This window comes from Ruminococcus champanellensis 18P13 = JCM 17042, from assembly GCF_000210095.1.
Lineage (GTDB): Bacteria > Bacillota > Clostridia > Oscillospirales > Ruminococcaceae > Ruminococcus_F > Ruminococcus_F champanellensis.
Map to the genome: position 1 here is coordinate 2,273,956 of NC_021039.1, position 25,354 is coordinate 2,299,309.

General features: G+C 53.8%; 20 protein-coding genes and 1 tRNA gene. 13 read left to right on the forward strand and 8 right to left on the reverse strand.

Going from position 1 to position 25,354, the window contains the following annotated elements; translation table 11 throughout:
* The first annotated feature begins 128 nt into the window (after positions 1-128).
* On the forward strand, positions 129-2,252 hold the full coding sequence (locus RUM_RS10440) for a PTS sugar transporter subunit IIABC (RefSeq protein ID WP_015559074.1): 2,124 nt from the start codon (positions 129-131) through the stop codon (positions 2,250-2,252).
* Positions 2,253-2,293: 41 nt separating this feature from the next.
* On the opposite strand, the gene RUM_RS10445 is transcribed toward RUM_RS10440, so the two are convergent.
* The 3 genes from RUM_RS10445 to RUM_RS10455 all read right to left on the reverse strand — a co-directional run bounded on the left by RUM_RS10445 (position 2,294) and on the right by RUM_RS10455 (position 5,062).
* Positions 2,294-2,908 carry a hypothetical protein gene (locus RUM_RS10445; RefSeq protein WP_147645611.1) on the reverse strand — a complete coding sequence of 205 codons (615 nt, stop codon included), beginning with the start codon at positions 2,906-2,908 and terminating at the stop codon, positions 2,294-2,296.
* A gap of 103 nt (positions 2,909-3,011) precedes the next feature.
* Positions 3,012-4,541 carry a bifunctional ADP-dependent NAD(P)H-hydrate dehydratase/NAD(P)H-hydrate epimerase gene (locus tag RUM_RS10450; protein WP_015559076.1) on the reverse strand — a complete coding sequence of 510 codons (1,530 nt, stop codon included), beginning with the start codon at positions 4,539-4,541 and terminating at the stop codon, positions 3,012-3,014.
* Positions 4,542-4,570: 29 nt separating this feature from the next.
* Positions 4,571-5,062 carry a hypothetical protein gene (locus tag RUM_RS10455; protein ID WP_015559077.1) on the reverse strand — a complete coding sequence of 164 codons (492 nt, stop codon included), beginning with the start codon at positions 5,060-5,062 and terminating at the stop codon, positions 4,571-4,573.
* Between the two features lie 355 nt (positions 5,063-5,417).
* Here RUM_RS10455 and pheS point away from each other — a divergent pair, with 355 nt between their 5' ends.
* Positions 5,418-6,437 (forward strand): phenylalanine--tRNA ligase subunit alpha, encoded by a 1,020-nt coding sequence (gene pheS, locus RUM_RS10460; protein ID WP_015559078.1) that lies wholly within the window; start codon positions 5,418-5,420, stop codon positions 6,435-6,437.
* 36 nt (positions 6,438-6,473) lie between these two features.
* On the forward strand, positions 6,474-8,864 hold the full coding sequence (pheT, locus tag RUM_RS10465; protein WP_041326416.1) for a phenylalanine--tRNA ligase subunit beta: 2,391 nt from the start codon (positions 6,474-6,476) through the stop codon (positions 8,862-8,864).
* Positions 8,865-8,992: 128 nt separating this feature from the next.
* On the opposite strand, the gene RUM_RS10470 is transcribed toward pheT, so the two are convergent.
* The 3 genes from RUM_RS10470 to RUM_RS10475 all read right to left on the reverse strand — a co-directional run bounded on the left by RUM_RS10470 (position 8,993) and on the right by RUM_RS10475 (position 11,336).
* Positions 8,993-10,171 (reverse strand): zinc ribbon domain-containing protein, encoded by a 1,179-nt coding sequence (locus RUM_RS10470; protein WP_015559080.1) that lies wholly within the window; start codon positions 10,169-10,171, stop codon positions 8,993-8,995.
* Positions 10,172-10,174: 3 nt separating this feature from the next.
* Positions 10,175-10,336 (reverse strand): RNA polymerase sigma factor, encoded by a 162-nt coding sequence (locus RUM_RS12470; RefSeq protein ID WP_157864628.1) that lies wholly within the window; start codon positions 10,334-10,336, stop codon positions 10,175-10,177.
* A 127-nt stretch (positions 10,337-10,463) separates the two neighbouring features.
* Positions 10,464-11,336, reverse strand: a complete 873-nt coding sequence (locus tag RUM_RS10475; RefSeq protein ID WP_015559081.1) for an EamA family transporter — start codon at positions 11,334-11,336, stop codon at positions 10,464-10,466.
* Between the two features lie 180 nt (positions 11,337-11,516).
* Between RUM_RS10475 and RUM_RS10480 the strand changes: the two genes are divergently transcribed.
* The 3 genes from RUM_RS10480 to RUM_RS10490 all read left to right on the forward strand — a co-directional run bounded on the left by RUM_RS10480 (position 11,517) and on the right by RUM_RS10490 (position 15,696).
* Positions 11,517-12,143: a TetR/AcrR family transcriptional regulator gene (locus tag RUM_RS10480; RefSeq protein ID WP_015559082.1), complete on the forward strand. Its 627-nt coding sequence runs from the start codon at positions 11,517-11,519 to the stop codon at positions 12,141-12,143.
* Positions 12,144-12,226: 83 nt separating this feature from the next.
* Complete coding sequence (locus RUM_RS10485) at positions 12,227-13,969, forward strand: ABC transporter ATP-binding protein (RefSeq protein WP_015559083.1); 1,743 nt, start codon at positions 12,227-12,229, stop codon at positions 13,967-13,969.
* Positions 13,966-15,696: an ABC transporter ATP-binding protein gene (locus RUM_RS10490; RefSeq protein WP_015559084.1), complete on the forward strand. Its 1,731-nt coding sequence runs from the start codon at positions 13,966-13,968 to the stop codon at positions 15,694-15,696. The genes RUM_RS10485 and RUM_RS10490 overlap by 4 nt, the downstream gene beginning before the upstream one ends.
* Positions 15,697-15,771: 75 nt before the next feature.
* Here RUM_RS10490 and RUM_RS10495 read toward each other — a convergent pair whose 3' ends face one another.
* Positions 15,772-17,856, reverse strand: a complete 2,085-nt coding sequence (locus RUM_RS10495; RefSeq protein ID WP_015559085.1) for an elongation factor G — start codon at positions 17,854-17,856, stop codon at positions 15,772-15,774.
* Between the two features lie 479 nt (positions 17,857-18,335).
* The gene (locus RUM_RS12235) at positions 18,336-20,270 is read right to left on the reverse strand and encodes a cellulase family glycosylhydrolase (protein WP_015559086.1); all 1,935 of its coding nucleotides are present in this window, start codon (positions 20,268-20,270) and stop codon (positions 18,336-18,338) included.
* 313 nt (positions 20,271-20,583) lie between these two features.
* On the opposite strand from RUM_RS12235, the gene RUM_RS10505 reads away from it, so the two are divergent.
* The 7 genes from RUM_RS10505 to RUM_RS10535 all read left to right on the forward strand — a co-directional run bounded on the left by RUM_RS10505 (position 20,584) and on the right by RUM_RS10535 (position 25,331).
* Positions 20,584-21,345: a M23 family metallopeptidase gene (locus RUM_RS10505; protein ID WP_015559087.1), complete on the forward strand. Its 762-nt coding sequence runs from the start codon at positions 20,584-20,586 to the stop codon at positions 21,343-21,345.
* Between the two features lie 109 nt (positions 21,346-21,454).
* Positions 21,455-21,529 (forward strand) — tRNA-Gln (locus tag RUM_RS10510).
* Positions 21,530-21,768: 239 nt separating this feature from the next.
* Complete coding sequence (locus RUM_RS12240) at positions 21,769-22,554, forward strand: N-acetylmuramoyl-L-alanine amidase family protein (RefSeq protein ID WP_015559088.1); 786 nt, start codon at positions 21,769-21,771, stop codon at positions 22,552-22,554.
* A 99-nt stretch (positions 22,555-22,653) separates the two neighbouring features.
* A complete protein-coding gene (locus tag RUM_RS10520) occupies positions 22,654-23,334 on the forward strand; it encodes a TVP38/TMEM64 family protein (RefSeq protein WP_015559089.1) in 681 nt (226 codons plus the stop codon).
* Between the two features lie 132 nt (positions 23,335-23,466).
* Complete coding sequence (locus tag RUM_RS10525) at positions 23,467-24,306, forward strand: PHP domain-containing protein (protein WP_015559090.1); 840 nt, start codon at positions 23,467-23,469, stop codon at positions 24,304-24,306.
* A 3-nt stretch (positions 24,307-24,309) separates the two neighbouring features.
* Complete coding sequence (locus RUM_RS10530) at positions 24,310-24,555, forward strand: TIGR03905 family TSCPD domain-containing protein (RefSeq protein WP_015559091.1); 246 nt, start codon at positions 24,310-24,312, stop codon at positions 24,553-24,555.
* Positions 24,552-25,331 carry a YdcF family protein gene (locus tag RUM_RS10535; RefSeq protein ID WP_015559092.1) on the forward strand — a complete coding sequence of 260 codons (780 nt, stop codon included), beginning with the start codon at positions 24,552-24,554 and terminating at the stop codon, positions 25,329-25,331. Before RUM_RS10530 ends, RUM_RS10535 begins: the two co-directional genes overlap by 4 nt.
* The last annotated feature ends 23 nt before the right edge of the window (positions 25,332-25,354 follow it).

Genomic DNA, 25,354 nt, shown 5'->3' on the forward strand with positions numbered 1-25,354 from the left:
GCCAATGTACACACCTGTACACACATGTACACAGCATGCAGCCCTTCCGAACACCCTTTGCATAATCCGGCAGGATCCGCACATACTACTGCCAGAACATGCATACCGGAACGGAGGAGTCATGCCAAATGAAAGATAAAATATTCGGCGTATTACAGCGGGTGGGGCGATCCTTTATGCTGCCCATAGCCCTGCTGCCCATTGCAGGTCTGCTGCTTGGAATCGGCAGTTCCTTTACCAATCCCACCACCATCGAAACTTATCACTTGCAGAACGTCATCACCGAAGGCGGCGTTCTGTATACGCTGCTGGATATTATGAGCAAAACCGGCAGTGCGGTGTTTGACAACCTGGCGCTGCTGTTTGCGATGGGGGTCGCCATCGGCATGGCGAAGAAGGAAAAAGAGGTTGCCGCATTGTCCGGCGCCATCGGCTTTCTGGTAATGAACACCGCCATCAGCGCTCTAATCCATGCAAAAGGGGGCGTGGAGGCGATGGCTGCCAATTCCACCGCCTCTGTGCTGGGCATCACCACCCTGCAAACCGGCGTATTCGGCGGCATTCTGGTAGGACTGGGGGTCGCCGCACTCCACAACCGGTTTTATAAGATCCGCCTGCCGCAGGTGCTGTCTTTTTTCGGAGGCACCCGGTTCGTGCCAATCGTTTCCGCCGTTACCTACCTGGCAGTGGGCGTGCTCCTGTTCTTTGTATGGCCGGTGGTACAGACGGGCATCGCAAAGCTTGGGAATCTGGTGCTCAGCTCTGGCTACGCAGGCACCTGGATCTACGGCACCATCGAACGTGCCCTGATCCCCTTTGGTCTGCACCATGTATTCTATATGCCCTTCTGGCAGACGGAGCTGGGCGGCTCCATGCGCATTGACGGGGTGACTGTCACCGGCGCCCAGAATATCTTTTTTGCGGAGCTTGCCTCCAAATCCACACAGGTGTTCTCTGTATCCGCCACCCGGTTCATGGCAGGTAAATTCCCCTTTATGATCTTCGGACTGCCGGCGGCTGCATACGCCATGTACCGGACAGCCCGGCCGGAAAAGAAGAAGCTGGTGGGAAGTCTGCTGCTGTCGGCGGCGCTGACCTCCATGCTCACGGGCATTACCGAGCCGTTGGAATTCACCTTTCTGTTCGTGGCACCGGCGATGTATGCGGTACACTGTGTGCTGGCTGGCCTGTCCTATATGCTGATGCACATTCTGAACGTGGGTGTGGGCATGACCTTCTCCGGCGGTATCATTGACCTGACCCTGTTCGGCATCCTGCAGGGCAACCAGAAAACCCACTGGCTGTGGATTCCGGCGGTGGGGCTGGTGTACGCTGTGGTATACTATTTCGTGTTCTATTGGATGATCACCAAGCTGGATCTCCGGACGCCGGGCAGAGAGCCGGATGATGCGGCACCCAAGCTGTACACCCGGAATGATCTGAACCGGGAAAAAGCATCCCGGGCGGCAGGCAGCAAAAGCCAGGATACTATTAGCGCATTGATCCTCACCGGGCTGGGCGGTCTGGAGAATCTGTCGGATCTGGACTGCTGCGCCACCCGGCTTCGGGTCACGGTGCAGGATCCGGACAAGGTGTCGGACAGCATGCTGAAAGCCAGCGGCGCATCCGGCGTACTCCGCAAGGGCAACGGGGTACAGGTGATCTACGGCCCACAGGTATCCGTCATCAAATCTGCTCTGGATGAGTTTCTGGAATCCCCCCAAGCGGCACATGCCGCAGAGCTTGCAAACCAGGACGCAAGCCCGGAGCCGAACACGCCGGAGCCATCCCAAGCCGGACAGAGCCAACTGCTGCATGCCCACATGAACGGCAAGGTGGTGCCTTTGGAGCAGGTGCCGGATGAAGCCTTTTCCGGGAAGGTGCTGGGGGACGGCTGTGCCATTGAACCGGCGGACGGCAAGCTGTACGCCCCCTGCGATGGGGTCATCGATACGGTATTCGACACCTGCCACGCTGTGAATATGCGCTCGGATCAGGGTGCGGAGCTGCTGCTGCATGTGGGCATCGACACGGTGAAGCTGGGGGGCAAATACTTCACCGCCCATGTGCAGGATGGACAGCAGGTCAAAACCGGAGATCTGCTCTTGAGCTTTGATGCGGACAAGATCCGGCAGGCAGGCTACCAGCTGACCACGCCCCTGATCGTCTGCAACAGCGAGGACTACAGCAAAATGGAGCCGCTCGCCGCCGGCGTCATCCGGGCAGGCGCAGCCTTTCTCCGGCTCTCATAAGAAAATACGGGCATTGCAGGCGGTTCTGCAATGCCCGTTGATTATTGTGCGGCAGTTTCCGTTCCGGAGGTCTGTTCCGGCTCCGTTGTGTCCGTGACCGCCGGTTCTGAAGCGGACTCCGTCCCATCCGGCGCATCCGTCTGCCGGAAGTTGGACAGTTCCATCACCAGCTTCTGATTTGGCATCTCAAACTTCAGGGGGATCCCCTTCTGATCCAGCGTCAGGGTATAGCTTCCCTGCTCCACAGAGCCTTCCACCACGCAGACATCCCCTTCCTTTACGCAATCCAGCTCCGTCTTGCCGTCCAGCTCTCCCACCAGGTCAATGAAGATGGTGAGCATGGATTTTACCGGCATGGCAGACTGGGGCACGGAGAAACTCAGCCCCTTGTAGGATGCCGTCACCTGTCCGTCCAGAAACGCAAGCTGGACGCCTGACAGAGAATCCGGCTGGGAGAAGGTCACATCCCACGCCTGATCTCCATACCGGGAAAGGGATGCCTCCGCTTGGGTCTGATCCACCGTCACTTTGGCATCCACCACAAAGGGCTGACGCAGATCCACCTGAACCTTACCGCTTTCGCCGCCGCCGATCCCACAGGCAGTGCTTGTCATACAAAGGGCGGTGATTCCGCATAAAAGCAACTTTTTCATCATACAACTCCGTTCCGCAGGGCGCAAAAAAGCGGCACCATGCTGTACCGCTTTCCGGCAGCGGCAGCCGAACTGAAAAACCGCTTTTGACTTCCTTTGTATTGGCTCAATCCGAATGCCGACGCTGCTCCAGCTTCAAAAACAAACCGGGCAGCTCCCCGATCAGATCCGTTGGCAGCATTGCCTGCTCGGACAGATGCTCTGCTGCACAGTCCCCTGCCTTGCCGTGCAGAAAGACTGCCATGCAGGCTGCATTGGTGGGGGGGATCCCCTGTGCCACAAGGGATGCCAGCATGCCTGCCAGCACATCTCCGCTGCCTCCCTTGCTCATGCCGGAATTGCCTGTGCTGTTGACAAAAGCACCCTCCGGCGTGGCTACAATGGTTCCGGCACCCTTCAGCACCAACGTGACCCCATGCTCCCGTGCAAAGGATCCCGCCTGCTCCATGCGATCCGACTGCACCGCAGCCACTGTGCAGTGCAGCAGCCTTGCCATTTCTGCCGGGTGGGGAGTCAGGATCAGGGGTACTTTCACTTCCTTGATTATATCTATGCAGCCTGTCACACAATTTATACCGTCTGCGTCCAGAATTACCGGACAGGTGGCTTCTTGTAGGATCCGGGTCACCAGCGCTTTGGTTTCCTCCGTTTCCCCAAGACCGCAGCCGATGAGCACGGCAGTGGATTTCGCCATCTCCTCCAGCAGCATATTCCCGTTTGCAGACAACGCAAAGCCCTTCTCATCCGTCTGCATGGGCAGGTACATAGGCTCCGGGTACCGGGCGCACATGGCAGCGATCACCGATCTGGGAACTGCAAGCCGCATCAGCCCGACTCCGCATCGCAATGCCGCCGCCGCACTCATCACCGCTGCTCCGGGCATGCGCTCACTGCCGGTAATGCAAAGCAGCTTGCCAAACTGTCCCTTATGGGAATCCGGCTGGCGGGAGGGCAGAAAATTGGCGATCATCCGCTCCGTGATCCCAGCCATCGGATAATCGATCTGCTGATATGCAGACTCCGGAATGCCGATATCTGCCACCAGGATCTCCCCGCAGTAGGTTTTCAACGGATACTGCACCATGCCGAATTTGCATGCTCCGAAGGATACCGTCATCCGGCAGCGCATGGTTCCCGGCACCACTGCACCGGTCTCCGCATTGCCGCCGCTGGGAATATCCACCCCGATGCAAAAGCGGCTGGATGCAAGGGCGAACAGCTCCGCCTGCTCCGGGCGCAGGGTACCGTGAAAGCCGGTACCAAATACACCGTCCACCACGAAATCCGCTATGCCGATGGCTTCCTTGATCTGGGCAATGCTGCTGAGTACCGGAATGTCCCCCAACTGCTTGTACATGCTGTAAGCCAGAATGGTTTTGGGAATGCCGCACAGCAATCCCACTGACACCGGAACTCCCTGTGAAGAAAGCAGCCGGGCAGCTACAAAGCAGTCCCCCCCATTGTTGCCATTTCCGCACAGAAACAGGATCTTTCCGCCCTTTTTCTGCCGGATCTGTCGCAGGAGAAATATGGAAAGCTGCTGACCTGCATGCTCCATCAGCTGAGCATAGCTGACTCCGTTCTGGTCAGACAACTCCTCGAGCCGCCGCATTTGCTGTGGTGTCACAAGTCTCATATCTCATCGCCTCCCCATGCGATTTAGAATCAGCGGAGCCCCCGCTTCAGACTCGGACGGATCGCTTCCAGAATCCGCTCGTTGGGAGAAAAAACCAGCCGCACCAGACCCATACCTTCATGCTGAAAATCTGCAGCATAGTAATGCGCCTCGTCTCCGTCCCCCACCAAAAACGTGGTAATGTTGTTGTCAAACTTCGCTTCGGATTCCAACCCGAAGGTTTCAAACTCTGCGATTTTCACCGTCAGCATGTGCTTGCGCTTGCGCTTGGCAATGATCTTGTCCACGTCCAGCTCCCCGTTGGTAACGGAGTATTCGTACTCCACATTCATGCCGGTAACGAGAAAATACCCGCCGTATGCCACTGCGCATACCACCAGCAGGATCAGGGGCATCACCATAACGGAAAGATAAGCCAACCCCAGACACAGGATCCCCGTTGCGGCAATCAGACCGAACTTTTTCGCCTGATCCGCAGGGGTCATCGGCTTCACGACCAGCTGTTCTGCAAACGTATCCATTGAACGAACCCTCCAAACCTTAATACTACTATACTAGCACATTTTTTTGAAAACTTCAAGAAAAACGCTTGCATTTTCAGAAAAAAAAGTTTATAATAAGGGTAACATGCTGACTGAGAGAGTAGGCGCAGCATCCGCATGGTTCAGAGAGCATCCGTCACCGGCTGAAAACGGATTCCCTTGCAGCAGCGCTGAAGTTCACTCACGAGTGGCTGTGCCGAAGCCCATTGGTTGTAAGCACGGACGTAGGTCTGCGTTAAAGACGAGGGAGTGATGGCTCCCGGCACTGATAGGTGGTTCACAAGCGAGTCTTGTCCTTTCGGGCAGGACTCTTATTTTTTGGAGAGGTGATCGCATGAAACAGCAACTGGAAAACATTGAAGCAGCTGCCAAGCAGGCTTTGGCTGACTGCGGCTCCATCAAGGGACTGGATGATCTCCGGGTTCGCTTTTTGGGCAAGAAAGGGGAACTGACCGGCATCCTCAAGCAGATGGGCGGTCTGTCCGCTGAGGAACGTCCCGTGATCGGGCAGCTGGCAAACAAGGTCAGAGGCGACATTGAAGCAGCCATCGGGGACAAGCTTGCAAAGCTCAAGGCACAGGAACAGGAGATGAAGATCCGCAGCGAATCCATCGACATTACCCTGCCCGGCAAGCCCCAGTCCGTTGGCAAGCTGCACCCTCTGACCATTGTGGCAAACGAGGTTAAGGAAATCTTCCTGGGCATGGGCTTCTCTGTCGCAGACGGTCCGGAGGTGGAGTATGACTACTACAACTTTGAGGCGCTGAATCTGCCCCCGAACCATCCGGCACGGGATACACAGGACACCTTCTACATTACCGACAACATTCTGCTCCGCACCCAGACTTCCTCCGTGCAGGTGCATGTGATGGAAAACCAGAAGCCCCCCATCCGCATCATTTCTCCCGGCAGAGTATACCGGTCCGATGCGGTGGATGCAACCCACTCTCCCCTGTTCCATCAGATCGAAGGACTGGTTGTGGACAAGGGCGTGACGATGGCTGACCTGAAGGGCACGCTGGAGCTGCTGATGAAGCGGCTGTACGGAGACGACTGCAAGATCCGTCTGCGGCCCCACCACTTTCCCTTTACCGAGCCCAGTGCAGAGGTGGATGTCATGTGCTTCAACTGTCACGGAGAAGGCTGCCGCATCTGCAAGGGTGAAGGCTATATTGAACTGCTGGGCGCCGGCATGGTTCATCCCAAGGTACTGGAAGGCTGCGGCATCGACAGCGAGATCTACTCCGGCTTTGCCTTTGGTCTGGGTCTGGAGCGGATCGTTATGCGCCGGTACAACATCAGCGACATGCGTCTGATGTACGAAAATGATCTGCGCTTCCTGGATCAGTTCTGATTCCAGCGATACTATAGATGAAAGGATGCATCCAAGATGAATTTGTCAATGAAATGGCTTTCTGATTATATCCAGGAGGAGATCCCGGTCAAGGAATTCTGCCACTGCATGACCATGAGCGGTTCTAAAGTGGAGGGCTTTGAAACCGAAGGCAGCAGTATCAGCAAGGTGGTAGTGGGCAAGATCCTGTCCATCGCTCCTCACGAGAACGCAGACGCTCTGTTTGTGTGCCAGGTAGAGATCGGCACAGAGGCACCGGTGCAGATCGTCACCAACGCCCGGAACGTAAAGCCCGGCGATCTGGTTCCCCTGGCGCTGGACGGTGCCACCCTGCCGGAGGGGAAGATCAAAAAGTACAAAATGCGGGGCGTGGAGAGCTTCGGCATGTTCTGCGGTCTGGAAACGCTGGGGCTCACCGTTCACGATTTCCCCTACGCAGATCCGGATGGGGTACTGGTGATCCAGGAGCCCTGCCAGGTGGGCGAGGATATCCACAGCGCACTGGGTCTGAACGATACCTCCGTTGAGTTTGAGATCACCTCCAACCGGCCGGACTGCCTGTCCGTCATCGGTCTTGCAAGAGAAGCAGCCGCTACCTTCCATGTGCCCCTGCACCTGCATGCACCGGCATTCCACGCCAACAGCGAATCCGTCAGCGAGCAGCTGTCCGTAGAGGTGCAGAATACCACCCTTTGCCCCCGCTACTGCGCCGGTATGGTCAAGAACGTGAAGATCGGCCCTTCCCCCCGCTGGATGCGGGAACGCCTGCGTGCAAGCGGCGTGCGGCCCATCAACAACCTGGTGGACATTACCAACTATGTAATGCTGGAATACGGACAGCCCATGCATGCCTTTGACCTGCGGTATGTGCAGGATGCGAGGATCACCGTCCGGAATGCAAAGGACGGGGAGCAGATCACCACACTGGACGGCACAGAGCGAAAGCTTTCTCCGGAAATGCTGGTAATCGCCGACTCTGAAAAGCCCATTGCTGTTGCCGGCGTCATGGGTGGCGAGTACAGCGGCATTATGGAGGATACCACCACAGTGGTCTTTGAATCCGCATACTTTGAGCCCACACAGGTTCGGCTCACCGCCAAGAAGCTGGGCATGCGGACGGATGCCTCCGCCCGGTATGAAAAGGGACTGGATCCCAACTCCACCATTACCGTGCTGAGCCGTGCCTTTGAGCTGGTAGAGCAGTTGGGTGCCGGTGAAGTGGTAGGCGGCATCATCGATGTGAACAACGTGGGCGAGCCCAAGCCTCCCGTACCCTTTGACGCAAACTGGATCAACGGTTTCCTGGGCACCAGCATCCCCGAAAGCGATATGATCCACTACCTGAACGAGCTGCACTTCAAGGTGGAAGATGGCATGGTCTACGCTCCCAGCTTCCGGATTGATATTGAATGCAAGGCGGATGTGGCAGAGGAGATCGCCCGGATCTATGGCTACAACAACATTCCCAGCACGGAGCTGCAGGGTCTGGCGGATGCCAGACTGACCCCTGCCCAGATCTTCAACCGACAGATTGAGCAAAGCATGGTGGCACTGGGCTGCTACGAAATCGCAGCATTCTCCTTCGTTTCTCCAAAGTACTTTGACAAGATCGCACTGCCGGCGGACAGCAAGCTGCGCAAGCCTCTGGTGATTACCAATCCTCTGGGTGAGGATACCAGTGTGATGCGTACCACTGCTCTGCCCTCCATGCTGGAGATTCTGGCACGGAACTACAACAACCGGAACGAAAGCGCCCGGCTGTTTGAGATCGGCAAGGAGTATCTGCCCACCACACCGGATCAGCTGCCTCTGGAGCCTGCACGGCTCACCATCGGCATGTACGGCGGCAATGTGGATTTCTATGATCTCAAGGGCGTCATCGAAGCATTGATGGTGCAGCTGAAGATCTCCGATTGCCGGTATGAACGCAGCGGCGAGGACTGTCCCTTTGACGAAAAAAGCGCATTCCATCCCGGCAGAAGCGCCGTGCTATATGCGGGGGATACGCCGCTGGGCATCTTCGGCGAGCTGCACCCCAACGTACAGAACAACTACGGCATTGGCGTTAAGACCTATGCGGCAAAGCTGAATATCCCGGAGATGTTGGAGCATGCGGCAACGGAAGTCAGCTACCAGCCCCTGCCCAAGTATCCGGCAACCACCCGTGACCTGAGCCTGGTATGCGACGATGGGATCCCGGTTGCACAGCTGGAACAGGCGATCCGGAAGGCTGTGGGCAATATTCTGGAAAAGGTGACCCTGTTTGATGTGTACAAGGGTCAGCAGATCGCACAGGGCAAAAAGAGCGTTTCCTACTCCATCAGCATGCGCTCTCATGACGGCACCCTCACCGACGAACAGGCGGACGGTGCTATGAAGCGTGTGCTCAAGGCACTCAAGGCAATGGGCGCAGAGCTGAGAATGTAACAGCCCCCTGCGTTTCAATCATACCCCGTTTCAGGCAGTCGCTTTATGCGGCTGCCTTTTTTCGGGCAAAAAAGAAGCTGCCACTGAGGCAGCTTTTCAAGTAAATGAACTTTATGGGGAGAGAAGGCTTATTTGATCTGATGTCCGCACTGGTGGCAGAAGCAATCCTTTACGCCGACCTTTGCGCCGCAGCCTTCGCAGCGTGTGCCAAGCTGACTGCCGCAGAAGGAGCAATACAAATAATCCGCAGCCTGTGCTGCTCCGCAGGAGGAACAAATTGCCCCGCTGTGCTTATAGATCTTATAGACGATCAGTCCAATGATATTGGTAAACAGTCCGATGAGACCCCAATACAGTGGGGACAGCCTGCACTTTGCAGCATCCCGGTACAGCCACAGGGCAACCAGCACCCAGTACACGCAGAAAAACAGCATCGCCAGCGCCCCCGTCACCTTCAGGGCAATCATACCTCCGGGTACATTTGTGGGAACGGTGATCACATAAACAGTGCTGTTGCTGCCGTGCGTCCGGATCCGGCTCAGCATGTAGATCGTCTTGGATGAAAGCTCCCGTTCAAATGCAGTATCATCATCGTAATCGGAACGGATCTTGCCGAAATCCCGGTTGATGATGGAATTGAGCATAAATTCCTCGCTTTTGACATACTGGAACACAGCATCCGGGTATGCGGCAGAGACAAGGTACTTCTTTTCGTTCCCCACTTTGGTAAGCTCCAGAGGACCGGCTGCAAAAGCAGAATTTTTTGCGGAATATGTCACCTGCTGATCTCCGTCAAGGATCAGCACATCCACCACATCCCCGGAAGCGGCAGCAGTTTTGTCGGCTGCTGCTTTCAGTGCATCCGCATCCTTCGTTTCCTCCAGGTGGGAGTACTGCCATGCAAAATCCAGCCGTTCCCGGTAGAGGTATCCCACGATCCCGCCGCAGGTCACTCCTGCGATCACTGCAAGGATCAGATACCAGATTACAATTTTTTGAAAGTTCCACTTAGACAGCATGTTTTCAGCTTGTTCATACATGATTCCTCCCTGTTTTTCCGTCCTGCCCGACAGCAGAACCGGCAGTAATAAGAGCACGCTCAGGGACATAAATCCCAGCGGTGCAAGGAGCATTGTAAGAGATATGCCAGCAAATACAAGCAAAGCCGGAACGAACACCACCATCGCACACAGCAGCACAAAGAGCCTGGATTGCAGCCGCTCCTTCCTTGCCCTCTGCAGTTCTCCACACTTTTGTTCAATGGCTGGGGTCAGTGCCCGGATCAGCTCATCCGCATTGGATCTCATGGGTCATCCATCCTTTCCAAGCAATTTTTTTCGGAGTTTTACTGTGCCGTCATGGATCCGGCTTTTAATGGTCTTGGGCTGCACGCCAAACTGCGCAGCAATCTCCTGTAAGGTCATGTCCTCCACGTATTTCAGCCGGATCGCCAGCCCCTGGTCCGGCGGCAAGGTGTCGATCGCAGCCTATCGTCAAACGCCTGCCGGTCGCCCCGCTGACACTTTTTGATCAAAGCAGTTTCATTCACCATTTCCGCCTCCCTTCCTGATCTCATGTATTTACACGCAGCTGTACCGATCAGGTTGGTAGTTTGATCAGCATCATCAGCGTGCCTGCCACGATCAGCGCCAAACCGATCGCCGCTTTTTTGGACAAACGCTCCTTGAATATCACTGCGGAAAAACCAATGGACACCAAAATACTCAGCTTGTCTATAGGTACCACCACGCTGGCAAGCCCATCCTGCAGCGCCTTATAGTAGCACAGCCATGATCCGCCGGTGGCAATGCCGGACAGGAAGATAAACCCAAGCTCTCCCTTTGGGATGCTTTTCAGTGTGTGCTGCTTGCCCTTCACAAACACAATCAGCCACGCCATAATCAGCACTACGCCGGTACGGATCGCAGTACCCAGATTGGATTCCACCCCATCTATGCCGATCTTGCCGAGAATGGAGGTCAGGCTGGCAAATACCGCCGACAGCACCGCATAGATCAGCCAGCTTTTCTTCTCCGTCTTTTCACCGGAAACCCTCTTTTTCTCGATCATCAGAAAGGTGCCTGCGCCGATGCATACAACCCCAATCCCTTTGAGCCATGTGACCGTTTCCCCCAGAAAAATCAATGCCAGCAGAATGGTCAGCACGGTGGAGGATTTATCAATGGGCACCACCTTGTTCACATCCCCAAGCTGGAGCGCCCGGAAATAGCACAGCCAGGAAGCACCGGTGGCCAAGCCCGAAAGGATCAGAAAAATCCAGGTTTTTGCGCTGAGTTTTGTGATTCCGGATCCGGAGCCCACGATTCCTACCATGAGCCAGGAAAAGAGCAGTACCACAATGGTACGAATGGCAGTTGCGACATCGGAGTCGGTTTTTTTGATGCCGCATTTTGCCAGAATCGCTGTCAGTCCGGCAAAGAGCGCCGAACCGCAAGCATATACTATCCACATATTCATTTCTTCCTTTCAATGATGACACGCAGAAACCGCAAAAAGGTTGGTGCAAATTCTAATTTTTTTCGGGCAATACCACACAGTCTTTGTAGGATGTTCCCCCTTGACATTTTTCAATTGGGGGTATATAATAAAAACAGTGTTATGAAACAGTGTTACACATTATGGAGGATACCAATGGCAAAACAAATTGAAGGCGTAGCAGAACGGATCCTTGCGGCAGCCAAGCAAGAATTTCTGGAAAAGGGCTATGTGGATGCTTCCCTACGGACCATTGCAGCGGCAGCTGATACCAGCACCAACTCCATTTATGTCCGCTTCGGCGATAAGGAAGGGTTGTTTTCCGCCATCGTTGAACCGGTACTCAGTGAAATGACCGAGCGCTTTATCAAGATCCAGGAGCAGTTCCATCAAATGGATCGTGCTGCTCAGGCTGCCCGAATGCCGGAGTATTCCGACGGAGGCACGGCTGCATTGCTGGATTATATGTATGCGCATTTAGATGCCTTCCGCCTGCTGCTGGATGCATCCTACGGTACACGGTTCCACAATTTTGTGGACGAGCTGGTACGCATTGAGGTTGAATACACATACAAATACATGGAAACGGTAGGATATCCTGCGAACTTTGGAGACGCTTTGACTGAAAAGCTGCTCCACATTGTCACCACTTCCCGGTTTGAGAGTATCTTTGAGGTCATCCGACACGGCATGAGCCGGGAAGAAGCGGCAGAATACATTCAATTGCTGAGCCGGTATCACCGCACCGGATTTTTAGCGATCTTTGGCACAGGCACCCCATAAACTGTATGAACAGGTTGCCGGAAACGACAGCCTTTCAATCATCTCAGCGGTTAGCTGCCGCTAATTATCAGGAGGTAACACATATGAAAGAGCAAAGCCCGATAGGGCGGATCTGGGAGCTTGGTGCGCAGGAACACGGCAGGCTCATCACAGCGGTGGCACTTGCCGTAATCGGTGTCGCCTGCGGCATGGTACCCTATTTCGCTGCCGCCAAAATCATCGTTCTGCTGCTGGCAGGGGAACAGGCATTTACCGCCTATCTGCCCTGGCTGCTGACGGCGCTGGCGGGATTTCTGATCCGCACCCTGCTGTACAACAGTGCCCTGTCCCTCTCCCACAAGGCGACCTTCAGCATTCTCAAAACCATCCGTCAGAAGCTGCTGGCAAAGCTGCCCCACCTGCCCCTTGGCACGGTGATGGACGCTTCCAGCGGCAAATGGAAAGAGATCATCGTGGATCAGGTGGACAGCATGGAAACCACACTGGCACATCTGTTTCCGGAAATGACCGCAAACATTGTGGCGCCGGTGCTGATTCTGATCGCACTGTTTCTTCTGGACTGGCGGCTGGCGCTGTTGTCACTGGCAGTGTTCCCCATCGCATTTCTCTTTATGATGATGGTCATGGGCAACTATGCAAAGGACTATGCAGGTGCGGTCAAGGCCACCTCTGAAATGAGCAGCACTATGATCGAGTACATCAACGGTATCCAGGTTATCAAGGCATTTAACCAGGGGAAACAATCCTACACCCGTCTGACGGATAAAGTGCGTGCCAATGCCCAGTATTATTATGACTGGATGCGCCGCAGTCAGTTGGGCATGTCTATGGCATATGCCTTCTTTCCGGCGCAGATGCTCACCATTCTCCCCTTCGGCTGGCTGTTTTACACACATGGCTCCCTTTCAGCAGAAACCTTTGTGACCGTCATCATTCTGGCGCTTGGTATGGCAGCCCCCATTGTAGCGGCCTTCAACTTTGTGGATACGCTGGCGCAGGTGGGCACCACAGTGGGACAGGTAGACGAGATCCTGAAGGCGGAGGAACAGGCACATGGTACGCAGTCCGTTTCCTTTGACGATCACCGGATTGAAGTGCAGAACGTTTCCTTTGGCTATCACAACGACCAGGAAATTCTGCACCAAGTGAATCTTTCCATTCCGCAAAATAGTATGACTGCGTTGGTGGGGCCATCCGGCTCCGGCAAATCCACCCTTGCAATGCTTGTGGCAGGCTTCTGGGATGTAAAAACCGGCAGGATCACTATGGGGGGACACGACCTGACGGAGATCCCTCTGGAGGAGCTTTACGATCAGATTGCTTATGTGTCCCAGGACAATTATCTGTTTGATGACACAGTACGGGAAAACATCCGCATGGGGCGTCGGGACGCTACAGATGCTGAGGTGGAAGCGGCAGCCCATGCAGCCGGCTGCGACAGCTTCATCAGCGAACTGGAGCACGGCTATGAAACCAATGTTGGCGGAGGCGGCGCACATCTTTCCGGCGGGGAACGGCAGCGGATCGCCATTGCCCGTGCCATGCTGAAAAACGCACCCATCGTTATCCTGGACGAGGCTACCGCCTATATCGATCCGGAAAATGAAGCGGTGATCCAGCAAGCAGTGGCAAAACTGGTGGCGCATAAGACTGTCATCGTGATCGCACACCGGCTGTCTACCATTACGGATGCGGACAATATTGTCGTGGTGCATGACGGACGCATTGAGGCGCAGGGAACCCATGAAGCACTTCTGGAGGACTGTGCGCTCTATCACGAGATGTGGCAGGCACATATGGGAGCAAAGGATGGTGACGCAGCATGATCGAAGCATTCCGAAAGATCTGGCACTTTGCCGGAGATGAGACCAAACATGTAAATCAATCTGTTGTAGTGGAATTTTTGAACGCCCTGCTGCAAATGTTCCGGGTGGCAGCCATCTATTTTGTCGTGCTGGCATTGACCGACGGTACCCAGAGCAGCAAGCCTGCATGGCTGGCGCTGGGCTGTGAGCTGACAGCGATCTTCGGTGGTGCCGTAACCGCAAGCATTTCCAAAATGCTGCAAACACACGCCGGGTATTTCATGGCAGCGGAGCGACGCATTTCCATTGCGGATCGTTTAAAGAGTGTGCCCATGGGCTTCTTCAATGAAAACAGTCTGGGGCAGCTCTCCGGCATCTGCACCACTGTAGTCGGCAGCATTGAGGGCATGGTACCCATGGTGCTGGTAAATATTCTCGGTGGATTGATTACCACCACCGTATTTACCGTGCTGCTCCTGATTTTTGACTGGCGCATCGGACTGATCGCTCTGGCAGGAATCCTGCTGTACCTGTGGGTCGTATCTGCTATGGAACAAAAATCTGCCGCAATCGCAGACAATACCCAAAGATCCCAGACAGCACTGATCGCAGCGGTACTGGAGACGGTACAGGGCATGAGTGTGATCAAGTCCTTCAACCTTACCGGCAAGGGCGACCAGAAGCTGCAGGATGCACTGGAATACAACCGCAGAAGCAATCTGGAAGTAGAACAGGTACTTACGCCCTACACCGCCCTGCAGGAGGCAATCCTACAGATTGCGGGCGTTGGGATGATGCTGGCAGCCATTCTGCTCTGGATCAACGGCACCATGACCATAGCCAATGCGCTGATGACGCTGGTCATGTCCTTCCTGGTGTTCAACCAGATCAAAGCCTTTGGCATGGGCGTGTCCATGCTGCGGCTTACGGCGGCTGCCATCGACCGCACAGTGGAAACTGAGCAAATGCCCCGTATGGACGAAAACGGAAAAGCCATCCAACCGAAAACACACGAGATTGTGTTCGATCATGTGAACTTTTCCTATGGGCAAAAGCCGATCCTGCACAATATCACCATGGCCCTGCCGGATAAGACCACAACGGCAGTCATCGGTCCCTCCGGCAGCGGAAAAACCACCTTCTGCAATCTGATCGCCCGGTTCTGGGATACGGACAGCGGCAGTATCCGAATCGGCGGCTATTCCGTAAAGGATTACACGCTGGAATCCCTGATGAATCAGATCAGTGTGGTGTTCCAGAATGTATACCTGTTTGCGGACACCATCGAAAACAACATCAAATTCGGCAGTCCCGATGCAACCCACGAACAGGTGGTGGCAGCGGCGAAAGCGGCATGCTGCGATGAATTTATCCAGACGCTGCCGGAGGGCTACAACACCATGATCGGCGAAGGGGGCGCCAGTCTTTCCGGCGGGGAAAAGCAGCGGATCTCCATTGCCCGTGCCATGCTGAAAAATGCACCCATCGTCATCTTGGACGAAGCCACAGCCAATGTGGACCCGGAAAACGAGGAGCGACTGCAAAAGGCAATCGAGGCACTGACCCGTGATAAGACGATCATAATGATCGCACATCGGCTGAAAACCGTCCGCCATGCAGACCAGATCCTGGTCATTGACCACGGCCGTATCGTGCAGCAGGGCAAGCATGCGCAGCTGATTTCCCAGCCCGGCATCTATGCGGACTTTGTGGGAGGCAAAAAGCAATCCACCAGTTGGAAGCTGTAAAACAGACTTCTTGAAAACAATACAAAGCAAAACGGTATGATTCTCAGAAATCATACCGTTTTTGTGTACAATCCATCAGCCGTTCTGCTGATTGACGCTTGCGATCACTGTACTCAACAGATTTGCCGGGAGCTGTTCATACCGCAGGAAGGTAAAGGAAAATTCGCCCATGCCTCGTGTGGACTGCCGCAGATACAGGGCAAAGTCCTGCATTTCCCGCATGGGCACCTCCGCCTGGATCAGGGTCATGCCCGGAGCAACCGGCTCCATGCCAAGCACACGTCCACGACGCTTGTTCAGCTCGCCCATCACATCACCGGTATTTTCATCCGGCACCGTCACATTCAGACTGCCGATGGGCTCCAGCATCACCGGATCCGCCTGTGGCAGACCTTCCTTATAGGCAATGGAGGCAGCCATCTTGAATGCCATTTCAGAGGAATCCACCGGGTGGTAGGAACCATCCACCAGGATCGCCTTCAAGCCCACCACCGGACAGCCAGCCAGCACGCCCTTCCGGACGCATTCCTGCAAGCCCTTTTCCACAGCCGGGAAGAAATTCCGGGGCACGGCTCCGCCGAATACCCGTTCCTCAAATACCAGGTCATCCCCCATGCAGGGCTCAAACTCGATCCATACATGCCCGTACTGTCCATGACCGCCGGACTGCTTCTTGTGCTTGCCTTCTACCTTGACCTTTTTGCGAATGGTCTCCCGGTATGCAATGCGGGGCACTTCCAGCTGTACATCTACGCCAAATTTATTTTTGAGTTTGGCAGCCGTCACCTCCAGATGCATGGAGCCAAGACCGCTGAGGATCTGTTCCTTCGTGAAGGCATCCTGCTGATAGGACAGGGTCTGATCCTCCTCCAGCAGCCGGGCGATGCCTGCGGAGATCTTGGTTTCATCCCCCTGGGATTTCGCCTTGACGCACAGGGAGTAGCAGGGCTTGGGATACTGTATGGGAGCAAACCGCAGCACACGCTCCGGAGCGCACAGAGTATCCGACGTACCCGCAGAGATCTTCGCAGCCACTACAATGTCCCCTGCCGCCGCAGAAGCAACCTCCTCCTGCTTCTTGCCAAGCAGGACGTACAGCTTTCCGATCTTTTCCGTTGCGCCGGTTGTTGCATTCAGCACATTCGCATCCGCTGACAGCTTGCCTGCATACACCCGGATAAAGCTCATCTTCCCTACGAAAGGATCCGCAACCGTCCGGAACACATAGGCTACCAGAGGCGCCGCAGGGTCACAGGCAACCGCAATGGGATCCTCTTTCTGATCCACTCCAATGGGCGCATCCACCTCCTGCGGAGCCGGCAACAGCAAATCAATCTCCTTGAGCAGCATATCAATGCCTGCAAGGGTGGTGGAGGATACGCAGACCACAGGGGTAATAATGCCCTTGTTCATACCATTGTGGATGCCATCGATCAATTCCTTCTGGGTAAAGGCTTCCCCTTCAAAGAACTTTTCCATCAGTGCCTCATCGGTTTCCGCCACCGCCTCACTGATGGCGGAGATCAGACCTTCCAGCCGGTATTCCATCTTTTCAGAAACCTCCGGCGTGGGCATATCCGTTTCTACGGCATTGCCCTTGTCGTCGTATTTGTACGCCTTCATTTCAATCAGATTCACATAGGAAATGATCTGGCTGTTCTGGATCACTGGAACCACAACCGGGCACACAGTGGGACCGAATACGGTTTTCAGCTGTGTCAGGGTATTGTAGAAATTGGCGTTGGGATCATCGATCTTGGTGATGACGAACATCTTGGAGCGCCCCAGCTTTGCAGCGGCATCATAGGCCTTGCGGGTGCCCACCTTGACGCCGGATTTTGCAGAAACGGTCAGCATTACCGTATCCGCAGCCTGGATGCCCTCCAGCATACCGCCGGCAAAGTCGAATAAGCCCGGTGTATCCAGCAGATTGATCCGGTTTTCACCGCTGGAAAAAGACGACAAAGTGGTATTGATGGAGATCTGCCGTTTGATTTCCTCCGGATCATAGTCGCTGACTGTATTTCCATCTGCACACTTTCCCAGCCGATCCGTAGCCCCTGCCTTATACAGCAGCGCTTCCGCCAGGGCGGTTTTGCCGGATCCCAGATGACCCGCCAGTGTAATGTTTCTGATTTTTGTTGCGTCTGACTGTTTCATGTTACTCTCTCCTTCGCCAGTGTGCGCCCGGAGGCTGCAAACTTGAATATGCTGTTATTATAACGCAATTGTTAAAATTCTTCAACCCTTTTTGAAGAAATTCTACATAGCATTGAGAAAACACAGCTCGTTTTTGTGCATACTAAACAATATTGTAAGCTATCATCTTTTCATTCTACTCAATATTCAGTCATACGCAGGCTTACAATAGAGGTGATACATGCAGAAAATATGACGGCACACTTGAATCTCTGCATGAGAAATCACGCAAACCGCCAACGACTTCAAAACTCAGCATGCCATTCACCTTCACAAATACAATAACTTGCCCATGCGCCCTCTTTCCTGGCTCTCTCCCCTTGAGATTTCTGTACAATATGTTTGACAAACGTACAAAAAGAAGAAAAAACCACCGTAAAAACAGTGGTTTTTTCAACATATCAAAAGAGGGGGGGTAAAGCTGCTTTGCAATCAAACACTCAGTTGTTTGTAGTATCAGTAACAACCAGTTCCTCAGCAGTAATCAGATGTGCCAGATACCGTGCGATCTGCGTCAGGTCACTTGAATCCACATTTGTATCCTGGACGCAGTTTGCATTTGCAAGACCTTCTGCGGAGATTGCGGGAATACCCTGATCCTGTGCAATGTACCGAGCCAGCAGAACGATATCATTGATCTCGACCACGCCGTTGCAGTCTACATCGCCGTACAGGGTAGCTACAGTCTGGGTGGTTGTAGTGGTTGTGGTTTCGCCAGCCTCTGTACTGGTCTCAGCAACTGTTGTGGTAGTAGTCGTCGTGGTACTTACTTCTGCCATTGTGGTTTCTGCTTCCGTTGTAGTTGTGGTAGTCTCCTCTGTTGTAGTGGTGGTCACAACAGGCTCAGTGGTGGTAGTTGTGATCGGTGCATCCGCATACACAGAGCATACCTTAGAGGTTTCCTTCCAGCCATTCTTGCCGTTTACTACAACCTCGCCCCAGTCAGCAGACAGGGTGCCGCCGGCATTTGCAGAGGACATATCCAGGTACTCAACCGGGCTGCCGTTGCCGTACCAGCTCCATGCCATCCAGCCGATCTGTACATCCTTACAGTATTCCATAATGTATGCTTCATCAACCTCGCCATCGGAATGCTTATAGCCAAACTCGCCAATTACCAGGCAAAGATTCCGGGTCATAATGCCGTCAATGACGCTCTTGATCGTAGCAGCGTTGCCGCCTGCGGTACCATACATATGTACAGAGAACATCACATTCTTCTCCGGGTCGGATGCCAGCACTGCGCTGCCGCCGTCCCGAACGGTCACATAACCCTGACCCCAACCGCCTGCGTCACACATGATGCAGTGGGTCAGACCAGCGTCACGGATCTCCTTTACAGCGGCAATGTAAGCACTCTCCCAGCTGCTGGTGTTGGTGTTACCCTGCCATTCGTTGGCAATGTTGATGATGACCGTATCCTCGTGTCCGATCAGGGCGGACTTGATCTCGCTGAAATACTTTGCAGCATTCAGCAGCAGATTTGCATCATCCTTACCGGTCACATCATGAACCTCCAGAACGGCAATCAGCTTATACTTTTCGCACAGACTGATGAGATTTGCAACCTCGCCTGCTGTGTTCTTGGTATACTGCTGACCGTCGGACAGTACGATCCGGACTGTATTTGCACCGTAAGCCGCAATTTCCTTGAGAGTGGCTTCTTCGTTGCCCTCCCACTTGTACCAGGTGTAAGCGTAGTTGGTGCCCCGCATTTCAAATGCGTTCTGGTTTGCATCCCGCAGTACCGTGCCGTCTACGTAGAACCCATCCTTCGGCTCAACCACCTCACCGCTTCCGGATTTCTCCAGCTTCCAGCCGTTCAGAGTAACAGAACCGCTGACAGTTGCAGTCTCGCTGGTGGACATAATCATCATATTGACACGCTGTACATTATACAGGTCTGCAATCGTCACCAGGGAATTGGTCTGGGTGTCTGCATCATAGTACCACCACTCCTCTGCCTTCAGATACAGGGTCACATCCTTGGATGCTCCGGCACTGACGGTGATATTGTCGCTCTGGTGCCACTTCCAGGACGATCCGGTGTTGACTGCTGCTGCAAAGCTGATGTCGCTGGCGCTTTCGTTGGTCAGCGTAAAGCTCAGCGTATCATACTCGGACCAGTCTGCCCCGTCAAAGTTGTGGTAAAATCCAGCTGCATTGCTTGTACCGTTGTCCGTATCAGCAAAGCTGACTGTGACGGAATCCGCACCGTTGGTCACGCCGGTGGTACCCTCCTGGTATCCTTCTGTGGCAGACCATGCGAAGCCGCCCAGGCCATCCGCAGCCATAACACCAAAGGTGCCTGCGGCAGATGCGGTAGCCATCATTGCGCATGCAGTAGCGCATGCAAGTAGTTTCTTCCCTCTCATCAAAAATCCTCCTTATTTTTTATAAGCAAACGAACTTAAATAAAGAAATACGGCTTTATTTAATAGCCATGCGTTTCTTTACTTCCTCTACATTTTACACAATTATTTTTCCTGTGTCAAGAGATTTTTCAGAAATAGTCCAAGTTTTTATTTTTATATTAAATAAAGCTATCATTTAATCTGTAGCGTTACATGCATCCCATTGTATAATCCCGCCAGATCCGGCAACAATATTTCACAGAACTACCGGTTCAAATGTGCTGACCGCCGCAGCGGCACCGATTCCACCCAACGGCGGAGAAACGGAGTGAATATGAAAAAGTCAAGATCCAGTGCATCCAATGTACTTGCAGGAAAGGGGTTTTACATTGCTTTATCCCTATGTGTTGCCATGGTGGGCGCCGCCTGCTACTTTGCCTATACCCAGACAAGCAATGACCTGTCCGCCCAGTTGGAATCCAGTCTCCAGTCAGAACAGAGCGTATCCTTTACAAAAGAAAATGTGCCGAAATCCACAACCTCCGCACCTTCCACCACCACATACACCCGGACAACCACTACAACACCTGCTGTCACAGAAGCTATGGTGCCTGCAACCGCAGAACCCGCAGCCGTTCAATCCGCCCCGGCAGCCCCGGTAAACAAGCCGACCCCCACCCCTAAACCGGTGATGCCGGTAGAGGGTGATGTGCTCAATCCCTTCAGCAATGGGGAACTGGTCAAATCCGCAACCACTGGTGCCTGGCAAACCCACAACGGTGCGGATCTTGCCGCAGAGATTGGCGATGACGTGGTGAGCATTGCGGCAGGAACGGTCAAATCCGTTGAGGAGGACGGCCTGCTTGGGGTATGTGTCACCATCGATCACGGCAACGGCATCGTCAGCCGCTACTGTAATCTGAACAGCGGCGTCACCGTCACCGCCGGAGACGAGGTCAAAGGAGGCGATGCAATCGGCGCCGTAGGCGATACGGCGGAAATCGAAAGCGCCGATCCCTCCCATCTGCATTTTGAGGTATACCGGGACGGAATATTCATTGACCCGATGGCATATATTCAGGGCAAAGCAGAATAAACAAAGCCGGCAGGTGCAGCGAATGCGTCTGCCGGTTTCTTGTGATACATGCGTTTGGAAAAAATGCTTGCATTTTTTGAAACAGTATGTTATAATAGAATCACTATTTTGGGGTATAGCCAAGCGGTAAGGCAACGGACTTTGACTCCGTCACTCGCTGGTTCGAATCCAGCTATCCCAACCATATACACCTGGGCTCACGCTTTTTCGTGGGTCTTTCTTTTTTGCCCGAAGCTAAGGTCGTGTTGACACTAAGATAATATGCCCTGCTACATATTCATACACCACATGGGATTTTTTTCAGATTCAGAAAAACTTTCCGCCGGAATGGTTGCATTTTTATATAGGGCATGTTATAATAAGAAGTAGAGTAAAGAATGAATCCCAAAAAAGAAATAATCAAAAGACAAGGGGAATTTACATATGGCAAAACGACGTCGCGTCAGATGGGATCGTATCCTCGTTACCGGGCTGATCCTGTTTGCATTGATTTTCATGCTCTATTCCTGTTTCAGCAAGGATGAAAGCGGAACCGACGAACCACAGAATACCACTGCGACACAAGCGGAAACCACCCAGCCGGTAAAAAAATTTACCGTCACCCTGGACGCCGGACACGGCGGCAATGACGTAGGCTGTCACAACGGAGATGAAACCCGCCTGGAAAAGGATGATAATCTGGCAATCACTCTGGCAGTCCAGAAGGAATTGCAGAAATTCCCCAACGTAGAGATTCTGATGACCCGTTCGGACGACACATTTATTTCCCTGGAAAATCGCTGCAAGGTGGCAAACGAAGGGCACTCGGATCTGTTCATCTCCTTCCATCGGAACAGTGCCACAGAAGGCAACGGCGTGGAGATCTGGATCAACGAAAACTCCGAAACGGGAGACGCTCTGCTGGCAAGCAATATTCTGGCTGCGCTGGAGCGGGTGGGTGTCACCAAAAACCGGGGCACCAAGGAAGGCTATCGGGATGCGGACGGCAAGAATTACTATGTCAACCGGCACACCGACATGCCCAGCTGTCTGACGGAGCTTGGTTTTCTGTCCAACGAGGAGGATAACACCTACTTTGATACCAAGCAGACGGAATATGCCAAGGAAATTGCACAAGCCATCATCGACACCGGCAAGCAGCTGAATCTTTATAAAGGAGAAACAGCGCCTGCCCAGTCTGAACCGGCAAGCACAGAAGCCACTACATAAACCACGATCCCCGCATGCAAGTGTGGGGATTCCTTATATACAAAGGAGGGAACGGGCGCCGGCTTGTATGAATCTCCGGATTCTGCGCACCCTAAAGCTATGAGTAAATTATCGAAAGAAGCGAAAAAACGGCTGCTGATCGTAGCCGCATACATCATTACCACCATCGCCATCACGCTCCTGCTCTTACCCTGGATCCGACAGCTTTCCACCAATGACGGCAGGATCGTCATGAAGCAGCGGGTGGAGTCCTACGGAGCCTTTGCCCCGGTGATCTACATTCTGCTGCATGTGTTTCATGTGATCATTGCCTTTGTGCCTGGCGAGCCAATTGAACTGCTGGGGGGCGTGCTGTTCGGTACCATCCCCGGCACCCTGTACGGTCTGCTGGGTGTCATCATCGGCACTGCCATAGTGTTCCTGCTGGTGCGGAAATTCGGCAGACCTCTGGTGGGATACTTTGTGCCGGAGGAGAAGATCAAAAACCATCGGCTGCTCCAGGACGAAAACAAGCTGGAATGGGCGGTATTCCTTCTGTTCTTTATTCCGGGAACCCCGAAGGATCTGCTCACCTACCTGGTGCCCCTGACCCGGATCAATCCCACCCGGTATCTGCTGATCGCCACGCTTGCCCGGATCCCCTCCATTCTGTCCTCCGCCTATATCGGCAGTTCCTTCGGGCAGGGCAAATATCTGGTGAGTCTGGTAGCATTTGGCATCACTGGCGGCATCGGACTGATCGGTATGCTTATCAACAAGCATATTGAACGCAAAAAATAGCATGAACAAGGCAAGTGTTTCCGCTTCTGCGAAAATGCTTGCTTTTTCTCTGCTTGTATGCTATAATATTCGTATCTTACTGTGTTTTCTCACATTAGCACTCTAAAGCGGATACTCAAAGGAGGTTTCACTATGATTTGTGATCTGCATTGCCATACCAAATTATCCGACGGCTCTCTCGGCATCGAGGATATCATTATGCAGGCAAAGCGCACCGGCATCGACTTTTTGTCCATCACCGATCACGACACGCTTTCGTCCTTCTCCAGAGCAAACATCTTAGGCGAACGTTACGGAGTTCGTATCATCCAGGGCGTAGAGCTTTCCGCATGGGACAAAGCCCGGAACAGCAAGGTACATATCCTCTGCTATGCCCCCAAAAAGCCGGATCGGCTGGAAGGACTGTGCCTGAAATCCTGTGAGATCCGGAAAGCATGCAGCAAGGAAATGGTGGAAAAAGTTATGGAGCGGTTCCCCATCACCTTGGAAAGCGTTATGCGGCATGCTACAAGCTCCAAGAGCATCTTCAAACAGCATATCATGCGGGCACTGATCGACTACGGCTATGCCCTGGAGTTTTACGGTGAATTAAACGATGAGCTGTTTAATCTGGAGAATGGATCCTGCCTGGTAGAGCGGGAATATCCGGATGTAAAATTTGTACTGGATCTGATCCATTCCGCCCGGGGCGTGGCTGTCATGGCGCACCCCATGCTGTACCACAACGTGGAGCTGCTGGTGGAGCTTGCGGAAATGGGCAAGATCGACGGCGTAGAGGTGGATCACTACACCGCAAACGAGGCACAGCGGGAAGAGCTGCGGAAGATTGCGCAGAAGTATAATCTGATCGTAACCGGCGGCTCCGATTTCCACGGGCTTTACAATGCGCAGCCCACGCATCTGGGCAGCAACAGCACCAGCAAGGAAAATCTGGATCGGATCATCAAGCTTGCCAACAAGAAGGAGGCATAATCCATGAAAATTTCTTATCAGCCCCACGGCATCTGTCCCCGCCGCATCGACATTGAGGTGGAGGACGATATCGTACAGAACGTGCAGTTTATCGGCGGCTGCAACGGCAATACCAAGGGCATCAGCAGTCTCGTAAAGGGCATGAAGGTGGAAGATGTCATCGACCGGCTCCAGGGCATTGACTGCAACGGCAAGGGCACATCCTGCCCCGCACAGCTGGCAAAGGCTCTGGAAGAAAACTTTACATGAGATCCATTCTGATCGAACGCATCCTCCCCGCACTGCTTCTGTGCGGGGCGCTTGTGTTTTTGCTGCCCATGTTCGCAAGGATCATCAACGCCGGAAACCTGCTGGGATTGGGGCTATGCCTGGGAGGATTCCTTCTGTGGTGCTTCAAAACACCGCTGCATCAATGGTATATTGCCCACGGGGAGCAGCTCTGGTTTCGGATCACCAGCCGTACAGTTCTGGGACTGTGCCTGTTGGGAGTGCTGCTGGCGGTGGGTCTGACCGGCGGCATGCTGTACGGGGCATACGGCAAACGCACGCAAAATGCAGACGTAGCCATTGTGCTGGGCTGTAAGGTAAACGGCACCCGTCCCAGTATCATGCTGCAACAGCGATTGGATGCGGCTTACGCCTACTGGACGGAGCATCCGGACTGTCTGCTGGTGGTATCCGGCGGCAAGGGCAGCAACGAGGACATCAGCGAGGCTGCCTGCATGTACCAGTACCTGACGGAAAAGGGGGTGCCTGCTGACCGAATCTTACAGGAGGATCGCTCCACCAGTACCCGGGAAAACCTGCGTTTTTCCAAAGAATTGCTGGCGGAACGGGGCTGCATGCCCAAGGAAATCGCCCTGGTCACAAACGAATTTCACCAGTTGCGGGCAAGCATGATCGCCAAGGACTGCGGCTGGACTGTCAGCAGCATCCCGGCCCATACACAACCCTGGCTTATCCCCACCTACTGGGTTCGGGAATGGTTAGGGATCCTGCACCATACCCTGCTGGGAACGGAATAACAGCGCTCCTCCTTCCAATATAT